The 13,298-nt window shown below is 59.1% G+C and carries 12 protein-coding genes and 2 tRNA genes; all 14 read right to left on the bottom strand.

All coding sequences use genetic code 11. The features are described from left to right. Nucleotides 1-171: 171 nt before the first annotated feature. Nucleotides 172-441, bottom strand: a complete 270-nt coding sequence (gene rpsO, locus I6L45_RS11400) for a 30S ribosomal protein S15 (protein WP_043762221.1) — start codon at nt 439-441, stop codon at nt 172-174. A 134-nt stretch (nt 442-575) separates the two neighbouring features. After that, entirely contained in the window at nt 576-1,526 is a 951-nt protein-coding gene (truB, locus tag I6L45_RS11395; RefSeq protein ID WP_216982114.1) for a tRNA pseudouridine(55) synthase TruB, read from the bottom strand. 1 nt (nt 1,527) lies between these two features. Then, nucleotides 1,528-1,962 (bottom strand): 30S ribosome-binding factor RbfA, encoded by a 435-nt coding sequence (rbfA, locus tag I6L45_RS11390; protein ID WP_043762225.1) that lies wholly within the window; start codon nt 1,960-1,962, stop codon nt 1,528-1,530. Between the two features lie 55 nt (nt 1,963-2,017). Then, nucleotides 2,018-4,720, bottom strand: a complete 2,703-nt coding sequence (gene infB / locus I6L45_RS11385; protein ID WP_043762227.1) for a translation initiation factor IF-2 — start codon at nt 4,718-4,720, stop codon at nt 2,018-2,020. Between the two features lie 20 nt (nt 4,721-4,740). Next, nucleotides 4,741-6,243: a transcription termination factor NusA gene (nusA, locus tag I6L45_RS11380; RefSeq protein WP_043762228.1), complete on the bottom strand. Its 1,503-nt coding sequence runs from the start codon at nt 6,241-6,243 to the stop codon at nt 4,741-4,743. Between the two features lie 14 nt (nt 6,244-6,257). Beyond that, nucleotides 6,258-6,716 carry a ribosome maturation factor RimP gene (gene rimP / locus I6L45_RS11375; protein ID WP_025326064.1) on the bottom strand — a complete coding sequence of 153 codons (459 nt, stop codon included), beginning with the start codon at nt 6,714-6,716 and terminating at the stop codon, nt 6,258-6,260. Nucleotides 6,717-6,882: 166 nt separating this feature from the next. Then, nucleotides 6,883-6,959: transfer RNA gene (locus I6L45_RS11370), tRNA-Met, on the bottom strand. 92 nt (nt 6,960-7,051) lie between these two features. Continuing rightward, nucleotides 7,052-7,136, bottom strand: a tRNA-Leu gene (locus I6L45_RS11365). Between the two features lie 7 nt (nt 7,137-7,143). Next, complete coding sequence (gene secG, locus I6L45_RS11360) at nt 7,144-7,470, bottom strand: preprotein translocase subunit SecG (protein WP_010633113.1); 327 nt, start codon at nt 7,468-7,470, stop codon at nt 7,144-7,146. After that, nucleotides 7,471-8,235 carry a triose-phosphate isomerase gene (tpiA, locus tag I6L45_RS11355; RefSeq protein WP_216982113.1) on the bottom strand — a complete coding sequence of 255 codons (765 nt, stop codon included), beginning with the start codon at nt 8,233-8,235 and terminating at the stop codon, nt 7,471-7,473. 131 nt (nt 8,236-8,366) lie between these two features. Further along, nucleotides 8,367-9,701 (bottom strand): phosphoglucosamine mutase, encoded by a 1,335-nt coding sequence (gene glmM, locus I6L45_RS11350; RefSeq protein ID WP_216982112.1) that lies wholly within the window; start codon nt 9,699-9,701, stop codon nt 8,367-8,369. Between the two features lie 18 nt (nt 9,702-9,719). After that, entirely contained in the window at nt 9,720-10,565 is an 846-nt protein-coding gene (gene folP, locus I6L45_RS11345) for a dihydropteroate synthase (protein WP_216984206.1), read from the bottom strand. 84 nt (nt 10,566-10,649) lie between these two features. Next, a complete protein-coding gene (gene ftsH, locus I6L45_RS11340; RefSeq protein ID WP_043808622.1) occupies nt 10,650-12,602 on the bottom strand; it encodes an ATP-dependent zinc metalloprotease FtsH in 1,953 nt (650 codons plus the stop codon). 45 nt (nt 12,603-12,647) lie between these two features. Continuing rightward, the gene (gene rlmE / locus I6L45_RS11335) at nt 12,648-13,277 is read right to left on the bottom strand and encodes a 23S rRNA (uridine(2552)-2'-O)-methyltransferase RlmE (protein ID WP_043762243.1); all 630 of its coding nucleotides are present in this window, start codon (nt 13,275-13,277) and stop codon (nt 12,648-12,650) included. Between the last annotated feature and the right edge of the window lie 21 nt (nt 13,278-13,298).

Raw genomic sequence — 13,298 nt, 5'->3', positions numbered from 1 at the left:
CTTTTTACAATTTGGCGCTTTAAATTCGCGTGCAAGTATACTTGATTCGCATCAAAAGGTAAGCGGAGACGTTAATTCTGTGAGGCAGGCAACGGCCCGCATCCCGTTTGAAAGGAGCAATAAAAAAGGGGAACCCGGAGGTTCCCCTTTTTCGCGAAATCTGATGGTCGATTAACGACGCAGACCCAGCTTGGCGATCAGAGCAGCATAACGCTCGGTATCTTTACGCTTCAGGTAGTCCAGCAGCTTACGACGCTGGGAAACCATGCGCAGCAGACCACGACGACCGTGGTGATCCTTGGCGTGCTCCTTGAAGTGACCTTGCAGATGGTTGATCTGGGCAGTCAGCAGGGCAACCTGCACTTCGGGGGAACCGGTGTCGTTGGCGCCACGAGCGTTGTCGGCAACGATTTGCGCTTTGATCTCAGCATTTAGAGACATGATGTTACTCCAGTAGAGTGTTTAAAGGTTCACAGCCAATCTCTAATTCAGCCGTGAAATGAGGGCGGTATCATAATCGCAGCCGCCCCTTTTCGCAACGAGAAAAAGGGCGGCTGTCCATGACCGCCGGAGGATCACTCCTCGTCGTGGTAGCGCACCAGACGCTTGGGCGCGACGCGCCCCTCGTCATCGATCTCGCCCACCCCGATGAACTCGCGCTCCGGGCCGACCGTCATGCGGACCTGGCCGCTCTGCGGGCTACCGGCCACCTGCACGGCCTGACCCTGGTTCACATAGGCGGCCACGGCCACCTGCATGTTCACCTCGGGCAGGGACGCCACGGCGGTGTCCATCGGCAGCAATAGGGGATCCAGCTGCTCCCGCGGCGGGATGCTCTCGGCCTTGGCCTGCTCGAAGATGCACTCGAGCTGCTCCAGGGTCAGCATCCGATCGTACGGATAGCTGGCCACCTGGGTACGGCGCAGCTGGGTGACATGGGCGCCACAGCCCAGCACTTCACCGAGGTCGTCCACCAGGGAGCGGATATAGGTGCCCTTGCTGCAGTGCACTTCCAGCTTCACCTCGTTCCCTTCAAACCCGAGCAGCTTGAGCTCGAAGATGGTGATGGGACGGGCTTCCCGCTCGATCTCGATGCCTTCACGGGCGTACTCGTAGAGCGGGCGGCCGTTGTGCTTGAGGGCGGAGTACATGGACGGCACCTGCATGATGGGGCCGCGGAACTGGTCCAGCGCCTCGATCAGGGTGCCCACGGCCACGTCCACCGGGCGGGTGGAAACCACTTCGCCATCGGAGTCGCTGGTGTTGGTACGCTCGCCGAGCTTGGCGGTCACCTCATAGCGCTTGTCCGCCTCCAGCAGGTACTGGGAGAACTTGGTGGCTTCGCCCAGGCAGATCGGCAGCATGCCGGTCGCCAGGGGATCCAGGGCACCGGTGTGGCCGGCCTTGGCGGCGTTGTAGATCCGCTTGACCCTCTGCAACACATCGTTGGAAGTCAGGCCGGTGGGTTTGTCCAGCAGCAGGATGCCGTGTACGTCACGGCCCTTGAAACGACGTCTTCGGGACATCTCAGGCTTTGTCCTCAGTAGTGTCATCCGGCGCGGCTTGCTCCTCGTCACGACCGGCTTCGGTCATGCGGCGCTGGTCCTCACGGATGGTATTGGTCACCAGGTTGGAGAGACGCATCCCCTCCACCAGGGTCTGATCGTAGAAGAAGCGCAGCTCCGGTACCACGCGCAGACGCATGGCACTGCCCAGCAGGCTGCGGATGTAACCGGCCGCTTCGGTCAGCGCCTTGAGCCCTTCCTTGATGCGCTCGGCATCGTTTTCCAGCTGCAAGAAGGTGACATACACCTTGGCATAATTGAGGTCACGGGACACTTCCACATCGGAAACGGTCACCATGCCGATACGCGGGTCTTTCACCTCGCGCTGCAGAATGAGCGCGATTTCGCGCTGGATCTGCTGTCCGACCCGACGGGTCCGGCTAAATTCTCTGGCCATATTCTATCCTGCGATAAAAGGGGGCCGCAGCCCCCTATTTAATCTGACTCTTGGCTTACAGAGTCCGTTGAATTTCAACGGTCTCGTAAACTTCGATCTGGTCGCCTTCACGCACGTCGTTGTAGTTCTTGACCGCGATACCACACTCGTAGCCGTTCTTGACTTCGTTGACGTCATCCTTGAAGCGACGCAGGGATTCCAGCTCGCCTTCATAGATAACCACGTTGTCGCGCAGAACGCGAATGCGGTTGGAACGCTTGACCACACCTTCGGTGACCATACAGCCGGCCACGGCGCCAAACTTCGGCGACTTGAAGACGCTGCGCACTTCCGCCAGACCGATGATCTCCTGACGGTACTCGGGGGCCAGCATGCCGCTCATGGCCTGCTTCACTTCGTCCAGCAGGTCATAGATGACGGAGTAGTAACGCAGATCCAGGCTCTCGGCCTCGATGACCTTGCGGGCAGAGGCGTCGGCACGGACGTTGAAGCCCACCAGGATGGCGCTGGAAGCGGCAGCCAGGGTCGCGTCGGTCTCGGTGATACCACCGACACCGGAGCCGACGATCTTCACCTTCACCTCTTCGGTGGAGAGCTTGACCAGGGCATCGCAGATCGCTTCCACGGAACCCTGTACGTCGGCCTTGATCACCACGTTCACTTCGGACACTTCGCCCTCGGTCATGTTGGCGAACATGTTCTCCAGCTTGGCCTTCTGCTGGCGAGCCAGCTTGACTTCGCGGAACTTGCCCTGACGATAGAGTGCCACTTCGCGGGCCTTCTTCTCGTCACGTACGACGGTGGCTTCGTCACCGGCAGAGGGAACACCGGACAGGCCGAGGATTTCCACCGGCAGGGACGGACCCGCTTCCTTGATCTCGCGACCCAGTTCGTCACGCATGGCGCGCACACGGCCGTACTCCAGACCGCACAGAACGATGTCGCCCTGACGCAGGGTACCTTCTTGTACCAGCACGGTAGCAACCGGGCCACGGCCCTTGTCCAGGAAGGACTCGATCACGACGCCGCTGGCCATGCCGTCAACCACGGCCTTCAGCTCCAGCACTTCAGCCTGGATCAGGATGGCTTCCAGCAGGTCGTCGATGCCTTCACCGGACTTGGCGGAGACGTGCACGAACTGGCAATCGCCACCCCAGTCTTCGGACATGACGTTGTAACGGGCCAGCTCGGTCTTGACGCGATCGGGATCCGCTTCCGGCTTGTCGATCTTGTTGACCGCCACGACCAGGGGCACTTCGGCAGCCTTGGCGTGCTGGATGGCTTCGATGGTCTGCGGCATGACGCCGTCATCGGCAGCCACGACCAGTACCACGATGTCGGTCGCCTTGGCACCACGGGCACGCATGGAGGTAAACGCCGCGTGACCCGGGGTATCCAGGAAGGTGATCATGCCACTGTCGGTTTCGACGTGGTAAGCACCGATGTGCTGGGTAATGCCACCGGCTTCGCCCGCGGCAACCTTGGCCTTGCGGATGTAGTCCAGCAGAGACGTCTTGCCGTGGTCGACGTGACCCATGATGGTCACGACCGGCGCGCGCGGCTTGGCTTCGGAGGTCTCGTCACGGTCGGACAGCACCGCCTCTTCCAGCTCGTTCTCGCGACGCAGCACCACCTTGTGGCCCATCTCCTCGGCGACCAGCTGAGCAGTTTCCTGATCGATCACCTGGTTGATGGTGGCCATGGCGCCCATCTTCATCATCACCTTGATGACTTCGACACCCTTGACGGCCATCTTGTTGGCAAGCTCAGCCACAGTGATGGTCTCGCCGATGACGACGTCACGGTTGACCACGGCCGCCGGCTTGTTGAAGCCGTGCTTCATGGCGTTCGGCATGGCCATCTTGCCACGCTTGCCCTTGCGAGCGCGCGGATCGCGGGAGTTGCGATCATTGCGGTCATCTTCACGACGGCCGACCTTCTTCGGAGCCTTGGCAGCGGCAGCCGTGCGGCGGCTGCTCTCTTCCTTGCGATCCAGCTCATCTTCCGCCGCTTGCGCGTGCTTGTTGGTGGTCAGATGGTAATCGCTGCTCTCTTTGGCACGAGCCGCCTCTTCCTCGGCCCAACGGGCCGCGTTCTGTTCCGCCATGAGACGAGCCTCTTCGGCTTTCTTCGCGGCGAGTTCTTCAGCTTTTTGCAAAGCTGTCTGTTCCTGCTGGCGCTTCAGTTCTTCTGCTTCGCGCTTGGCCATCTTTTCTGCCTCTTGCTGAGCTGTGCTACTGGCTGCTTTGGCGGGCTGTTGAGCCTGTCGAGCCTTTTGTTGTGCCTCGATCCGCGCCTTTTCCTCAGCTTCACGACGAGCCTGCTCAGCCTCACGGCGAGCCTTCTCTTCAGCGTCGAGACGGGCCTTCTCTTCGGCCTCGCGACGAGCTGTTTCTTCTGCTTCCAAACGCGCTTTTTCCTCGGCTTCCGCCTGACGCTGTTCATCTTCCAGCGCCGAGCGTCTTACATAGGTGCGAGACTTGCGCACTTCTACCTGCACTTCCTTGTTCTTGCCGCCAGTACCTTGAACACTCAGGGTGCTCTTGGTCTTGCGCTGCAAGGTCATGCGGGCAGGGGCGGCAACCTCGTCACCTCCATGCTGTTTCTTCAGATGGGCCAGCAGAGTCTGCTTTTCAGACTCGCTGACCATGTCGTCGGCCTTGCTCTTGCTGATACCGGCATCGACAAACTGCTGGAGAAGACGATCAACCGGTGTGTCGATGTCAGTGGCAAGTTGTTTGACTGATACTTCTGCCATTCATTTTCCTCCGTTTGATCTTAACTAGACTGCTCTTCTCCGAACCAACAGATATTGCGAGCAGCCATAATCAGCTCACCTGCCTTCTCGGCGGTCAGCCCTTCGATGTCGGCAAGGTCATCAATGCCTTGCTCTGCCAAATCTTCCAGGGTGCCGATGCCGCGAGCGGCCAGGGCGTACGCCATGTCACGGCCGAGGCCGTTCAGATTGAGCAGGTCTTCGGAAGGTTCAACACCTTCAAAGGATTCTTCTTTGGCCAGGGCCTTGGTGGTCAGGGCATCCTTGGCACGCTTGCGCAGCTCTTCGACCATGTCTTCATCCAGACCGTCGATGGCCAGCAGTTCGTTGACCGGCACGAAGGCGATCTCTTCCAGGGTGGAGAAGCCTTCTTCCATCAGCAGGCCGGCGAAATCGTCGTCGATGTCCAGGGTGCTGGTGAACAGGGTCATGATGCGGTCGTTTTCGGCCTGGTGCTTGGCACGCATGTCCTCGACGGTCATCACGTTCAGCTCCCAACCGGTCAGCTGGGAGGCCAGACGCACGTTCTGACCATTGCGACCGATGGCCTGGGCCAGGTTGGCGGCCTCCACGGCGATGTCCATGGTGTGGTTGTCTTCATCGACGATGATGGAGGCCACATCGGCCGGGGCCATGGCGTTGATCACGTACTGGGCCGGGTTGTCATCGTACAGCACGATGTCGGCGCGCTCGCCGCTCAGCTCGGCGGAAACCGCCTGAACGCGGGCACCGCGCATGCCGATACAGGCACCGATCGGGTCGATGCGGCGATCGTTGGTCTTCACCGCGATCTTGGCGCGGGAACCCGGATCACGGGCAGCGCCCATGATTTCGATCATCTCTTCGCCGATCTCCGGCACTTCGATGCGGAACAGCTCTTTGAGGAAGTCCGGGCTGGAGCGGCTGACGAACAGCTGGGAACCACGGGCTTCCGGGCGCACTGCGTACAGCAGACCGCGAATACGGTCACCCGGGCGGAAGGTTTCGCGCGGCAGCATGTCGTCGCGGAAGATCACGGCCTCGGCATTGCTGCCCAGATCCAGGATCACGTTGTCGCGGTTGCTCTTCTTGACCACGCCGCTGATGATGGTGCCTTCCTTGTCCTTGAACTGATCAACGACCTGGGAACGCTCGGCCTCGCGCACTTTCTGCACGATGACCTGCTTGGCAGTCTGGGTGGTGATGCGATCGAAGGTCACGGAATCGATCTGATCTTCCACATAGTCACCGATCTGGATGTCCGGCTGCTCGATCTGGGCCGCTTCCAGGGTGATTTCGGCGTAGGGGTTCTCCATGGCGGCCTGATCCGCGATGACGACCCAGCGGCGGAAGGTGTCGTAGTCGCCGGTCTTGCGATCGATTTCGACACGTACTTCAATCTCGCCTTCATATTTTTTCTTGGTCGCAGTCGCCAGCGCAGTCTCCAGAGCCTGGAAGATCTTCTCGCGGGGGACAGCCTTCTCGTTGGACACAGCGTCAACGACCAGCAAAATCTCTTTATTCATATCCGATAGCCTCGTTAACCAAAGTTCGGCACTATGTTCGCTTTTTGGATATTGGTGAAAGCCAACACCTCGTCCTTACCATCTACCGTCAGGGTGATCATGTCGCCCTGCACGGCTTTGATTACGCCTTTGAACTTGCGGCGGTTGTTTGTTGCCATCCGAAGCGAAACCGCCGCCTCTTGGCCAACGTATTTTTCGAACTGGGCGACCTTGAACAGCGGACGATCCAGACCCGGGGAAGACACCTCGAGGTAGTACTCCTCGGTGATGGGGTCTTCGACGTCCATGATGGCGCCAACCTGGCGGCTCACCTCGGCACAGTCTTCCACCGTCACGCCTTGTTCCGAGTCGATGAAAACGCGCAGGGTCGAATGCTTACCCGCACGGATAAACTCGACACCCCACAGTTCAAAACCCAAGGCAACGACAGGAGCCTCGAGCAGATCGGTCAAACGTTGTTCCAACGTAGCCAAAGTCACCCTCCGAAAAACAAAAAAAGGGCATAAAGCCCAGATAGAGATGGAAACAGAGTAAATTACACATAACAAAAAGCCCCGATGTCAAATCGGGGCTTGGCGCTTTACCCTGATTGTCGCCTCGCAGCGACCGCCTTCCTGAGCGTAGGAAATGCGTGAAATTTGGTTGCGGGGGCCGGATTTGAACCGACGACCTTCGGGTTATGAGCCCGACGAGCTACCATGCTGCTCCACCCCGCGTCCGAAATCGTGCGAGATTATAGCCATTTCATTCTCGTCACACAAGACTGACTGGCTATAACACACCCGGTCACCCGGGCTTACTGCTTAATTGGTGCCGTGGGCGGGACTCGAACCCGCACACCCTAGAGCACTACCCCCTCAAGATAGCGTGTCTACCAATTCCACCACCACGGCAAAACTCTTACTCGGGAACGTCAGTATCTTTCTTCACTGGCGCTTTGCTCTGCTCAACCTGTTGAGTCTGTTGCAGATTTTCCCATTCACTACCCTGTTTGACCTTGTTGCTGGACATGGAACCCAGAACCAGACTAATCAAGAAGAACAGAGTAGCCAAAATCGCTGTTGTGCGGGTCAGGAAGCTGCCTGAACCACCGGAGCCGAATACGGTATTCGATGCCCCTGCGCCGAAGGAGGCGCCCATATCAGCCCCTTTACCTTGCTGAATCATCACCAGACCAATCAGAGCCAGCGATACCAGCAGATAAACGACCAAAAGAATCTCGTACATTTAACTTGCACCCTTTGCCGCTTCAACGATTCCTAAAAACGCTTTGTCATCAAGACTCGCCCCGCCTATCAGACCGCCATCGATGTCGGGCTGGGCAAACAAATCTCGTGCATTGGCCGGCGTCACGCTCCCACCATAGATGATTCTAACTTTCTCACCTATTACCGGAGTATCCTCCGCCAAGCGACCACGTATAAAGGAATGAACCTCTTGTGCCTGCTCGGGTGTGGCGCATTTACCTGTACCTACAGCCCAAATCGGCTCGTAGGCGATGATAGCATTATCGAAAGCCATCGCGCCATTTTTCTCTATGACGATATCCAGTTCTTCGGCAATCACCTCGAAGGTTCTTCTTGCCTGTCTCGCCGCTCCTGACTCCCCCAAACAGAGGATGGGTATCAGGCCTGCTGCTCTGACTGCCGCGAACTTCTCCGCGACGATAAAACTGGTCTCACCAAAGAGACGCCTGCGCTCGGAGTGGCCAACCAATACATATTGGCACCCTGCCTCGACCAACATCTCACACGAGACTTCCCCCGTATAAGCGCCCTGTCTGTGCTGGCTCACATTCTGAGCCCCCAACTTCATCACCACCTGCTCACCGAGCAAAGCGGCCGTGAAGTCGAGATGCACATGGGATGGACACAAGACCACATCTACTCGTTCATCTGTGTGCGCTAGGCACTGACCGGCAAACTGCTCCAACCGTGACCTACTACCGTGTAACTTCCAGTTGGCTGCTACAAACGGCTTGCGATGTCCCATCGGCAACTCCCTTGCGAAAGCGGGGCTGATAATATCCAGAGGATGTTCAGCTGACAAGTGCTATTTTCAAATTTTCGAATCGTTTGAACAAGATACAACCAAGGCGACTAAAAAGCCGCCTTGGCTGCTCATTAAAACGCCGATTCGACCCGTTGGGCGATGCGCTCTGCCATGTCACGCACCTGCTGCTCGTGTTCACCTTCCACCATGACCCGGATCAGGGGCTCGGTGCCGGATTTGCGCAGCAAGACGCGACCTCGGCCCGCGAGCTCCTCCTCCACTTTGGCCACTTCCTGCTGAACGGCTTCTGCCGCCAGGGGATCCTTGCCTTCGGCAAAGCGGACGTTCACCAGTACCTGTGGGAACTTGCTCATGCCGGAGCGCAATTTGGCCAGCGGCATCTCCGCGGTGCAGATGGCGGTCAGCACCTGCAGGGCGGCGACGATGCCATCCCCCGTGGTGGTCTGATCCAGGCAGATGATGTGACCGGAGTTCTCGCCACCGATGCGCCACCCCTTCTCGTTCATCATCTCCAGCACGTAGCGGTCACCGACCTTGGCGCGGGCGAACGGAATGCCGAGGGTCTGCAGCGCCAGCTCCAGACCCATGTTGGCCATCAGGGTGCCGACAACCCCCCCCTTGAGGCGGCCGTTGCGCAGGGCATCGCGCGCGATGATATAGAGGATCTCGTCCCCGTCGATGATGTAGCCGGTGCTGTCCACCATTACCAGGCGATCGCCGTCACCATCGAAGGCGACACCGAGGTCGGCCTTGCACTCCAGCACCTTGGCCGCCAGCGCCTCCGGGGCGGTGGAGCCGACGCCATCGTTGATGTTGAGACCATCCGGGCTGCAACCGATGGCGATGACCTCGGCTCCCAGCTCGCGGAACACGGAAGGAGCGATGTGATAGGTGGCGCCATGACCGCAGTCCACCACCATCTTCAGACCTTTCAGGCTCAGGTTGCTCGGGAAGGTGCTCTTGCAGAACTCGATGTAGCGGCCGGCCGCATCGTCGATGCGCTGTGCCTTGCCAAGCTCCGCTGACTCCACGCACTTGAGCTCGCTGTCCAGCTCGGCTTCGATGGCCAGCTCGACATCATCGGGCAGCTTGGTGCCATCTGCGGAGAAAAACTTGATGCCGTTGTCGTAATAGGGATTGTGGGAGGCGCTGATGACGATGCCTGCCTCGGCACGGAAGGTACGGGTCAGATAGGCAACGGCGGGAGTGGGCATGGGGCCCATCAGTATGGCCTTGAGACCGGCGGCGGAGAGACCCGCTTCCAGTGCAGACTCCAGCATGTAACCGGAGATCCGAGTGTCCTTGCCGATCAGTACCTTTCGGGTCCCCTTCTGGGAGAGCACCTTGCCTGCGGCCCAGCCCAGCTTCATCACGAAATCCGGGGTGATCGGGTATTCCCCTACCTTGCCGCGTACACCGTCGGTGCCGAAATACTTTCTGGTCATCGTCTGTTTCTCGTTTTTCTATTTGGATATGAAATCTTGTCCCGTCATGGTCATCCAGCCGACACGCAGCGCATCCATGGTGGCGCGCACGTCGTGTACCCGGATGATCCTGGCCCCTTGCTGCAACCCGATCAAGGCGCAGGCCAGGCTGCCTGCCAGTCGCTCATCCACCGGGCGAGCGAGCAGGTTGCCTATCATAGACTTTCGCGACATGCCCACCAAGAGTGGCAAACCGTAATCAAGCAACTTGTGCTGCTCGGCCAGCAGCTGGTAGTTGTGCGCCAGTGTCTTGCCAAAGCCGTAGCCCGGGTCCAGCAGCAGCTGCTCGCGCGGGATCCCTGCCGCCAGACAGGCGGCGATCCGCTCGTCAAAAAAAGCCCTCACCTCCCCCAGCAGGTCGTCGTAATGGGGTTCGGCCTGCATGGTTCTGGGTTGGCCCTGCATGTGCATCAGGCACACGGGTACCCCTGCCTCTGCGGCGACGTGCAAGGCGCCCGGCTCCAGCAGGGCACGAACGTCGTTGATCAGGTGCCCGCCAGCGGCGCAGCCCTCCTTCATCACCACGGCCTTGGAGGTATCGAGGGAGATCATCACGTCGAGCTCACGCGCCATGCGCTCGACAACGGGGATGACCCTGTCCAGCTCCTCCTGCTCACTCACGTCGGGCGCTCCGGGGCGGGTCGACTCGCCACCGATATCGATGAGGGTGGCCCCCTCCAGGACCATACGGTGGGCGTGGGCCAATGCCTGATCGATCAGCTTGAATCGGCCGCCATCGGAGAAGGAGTCTGGCGTCACGTTGAGAATGCCCATGACATGAGGGCGTTCCAGTGAAAGGCTGCGCCCCTTGCTGCTTAGTTGCATCATTTCATCTACCTGTAACAAGAACGTCTGACCGTCCGTACAAAGAAAAACCCCGGGCAAGCCCGGGGTTTCAATCATGACAATTTATTTGGCCGGGACATCGTTCGCCTTGTCGATGTCGTTGAGCGGCGCATTGCTCTCATCGGCCGGAGCCTTGGCTTCGGGTCCGCTGCTCGCGCTGGCACCACCCTGCGGGGTGTCACCGTGCTCATCGTGCCAGTTGCTGGGGGCACGCACTTCGCGGCGAGCCATCAGATCGTCGATCTGCTTGGCATCGATGGTCTCGTACTTCATCAACGCATCTTTCATGGTGTGCAGCACGTCCATGTTGTCCAGCAGGATCTGCTTGGCACGGTCGTAGTTGCGGTCGATGACCTGCTTGACCTCGGCATCGATGATGCGGGCAGTATCGTCGGACATGTGTTTGGCCTTGGCCATGCTGCGGCCGAGGAAGACTTCACCGTCTTCTTCCGCGTAGAGCATGGGGCCGAGACGCTCGGACATGCCCCACTGGGTTACCATCTTGCGGGCGATGTCGGTGGCACGCTCGATGTCGTTGGACGCACCGGTCGATACCTTCTCGGCACCGTAAATCAGCTCTTCCGCCAGGCGACCACCGTACAGGCTGGAGATCATGGACTCCAGGTGCTGCTTGGAGTGGCTCCAGCGATCCTGCTCCGGCAGATACATGGTTACACCCAGCGCACGACCGCGCGGAATGATGGAGACCTTGTAGACAGGGTCATGATCCGGCACCACGCGACCGATGATGGCGTGACCCGCTTCATGATAAGCCGTCATCTCTTTCTCGGACTCTTTCATCACCATGGAGCGGCGTTCTGCGCCCATCATGATCTTGTCCTTGGCCTTCTCGAACTCCAGCATGGAGACCACGCGGCGGCTTTCACGGGCGGAGAAGAGGGCGGCTTCGTTGACCAGGTTAGCCAGGTCGGCGCCGGAGAAACCAGGGGTACCACGAGCAATCAGGGCCGGGTTGACGTCATCCGCCAGCGGCACCTTGCGCATGTGTACCTTCAGGATCTGCTCGCGACCACGGACATCCGGCAGACCGACCACGACCTGACGGTCGAAGCGACCCGGACGCAGCAGCGCGGGGTCCAGCACGTCTGGGCGGTTGGTGGCAGCGATGACGATGATGCCCTCGTTGCCTTCAAAGCCATCCATCTCGACCAGCATCTGGTTCAGAGTCTGCTCGCGCTCATCGTGACCACCACCCAGACCGGCGCCACGCTGGCGACCGACCGCATCGATCTCGTCGATGAAGATGATGCAGGGGGAGGACTTCTTGGCCTGCTCGAACATGTCGCGCACCCGGGAAGCACCGACACCCACGAACATCTCGACGAAATCGGAACCCGAGATGGTGAAGAAGGGCACCTTGGCTTCGCCAGCGATGGCCTTGGCCAGCAGGGTCTTACCGGTACCGGGAGGACCTACCAGCAGTACGCCGGTCGGGATCTTGCCGCCCAGTTTCTGGAATTTGGTCGGGTCGCGCAGATAGTCAACCAGCTCCTTGACCTCTTCCTTCGCCTCGTCACAACCGGCAACGTCGGCGAAAGTGGTCTTGATCTGATCTTCGCTCATCAGGCGAGCCTTGCTCTTGCCGAACGACATGGCACCCTTGCCACCGCCGCCCTGCATCTGACGCATGAAGAACACCCAGACGCCGATCAGCAACAGCATCGGGAACCAGGAGATGAAGATGGAGGTGATCAGAGACGGCTCTTCCGGCTTCTCACCCATCACCTTGACGTTGTGGTTGAGCATGTCGTTGAGCAGCTGGGGATCCGGCGCAGGGATGATGGTGGTGAAACGTTCACCGGTGCGCTTGACGCCATTGATGACCTTGCCGTCCATCCGCACTTCACGGATCTGCTCCTGGGTCACTTCTTTCACGAAGCTGGAATAGTCCAGCTGGCGACTGGTGGTATCGCTGGGGCTGAAGCTATTGAACACCGACATCAACACGACGGCGATGACCAGCCACAGGATTAGGTTTTTCGCCATGTCACTCAAATCAATGACCTCGCAGACTGACAGTTAACGATGAGGGTTAGGGTACTACAGTTTAAAACCGGTAGCCACAATGTAGACTTCTCGTGAACGGGCACGGGACGAGTCTGGTTTTCGAATCTTGACGACAGAGAAAAGTCTACGTATTTCATTGAGATAGGCATCAAACCCCTCCCCTTGGAATACCTTGACCACGAAACTGCCATTGCTGCTCAGGACCTGATTGCACATATCCAGTGCCAGCTCGACCAGATACATGGCGCGGGCCTGATCCACCTGCTGGGTGCCACTCATGTTGGGCGCCATATCAGACATGACCACGTCCACCTTGCCCGGACCGACTCGCTCCAGCAAGGCGCCGAGCACAGTTTCCTCCCGAAAGTCCCCTTGCAGGAAATCGACACCGGCGATGGAATCCATCGGCAAAATGTCGCAAGCGATCACTCGCCCCTTTTCGCCAACCTGATCGATGGCAAATTGGGACCAGCCGCCAGGGGCCGCCCCCAGATCAACCACCGTCATGCCGGGCTTGAGCAGTCTGTCCTTGCCCTGGATCTCGTCAATCTTGAACACGGCACGGGAGCGCAGCCCCAGCTTCTGGGCTTTCTTGACGTATTGGTCGTCGAAATGTTCTTTTAACCAGCGGGTTGAACTGGGGGAACGTTTTTTCTGGGTCATGATTGTCGACTTTAAAAAACC

The organism is Aeromonas sp. FDAARGOS 1415 (assembly GCF_019048365.1).
In the GTDB taxonomy this organism is placed as follows: Bacteria; Pseudomonadota; Gammaproteobacteria; order Enterobacterales; family Aeromonadaceae; genus Aeromonas; species Aeromonas taiwanensis.
This window is presented reverse-complemented; position numbering and strand designations above follow the sequence as displayed.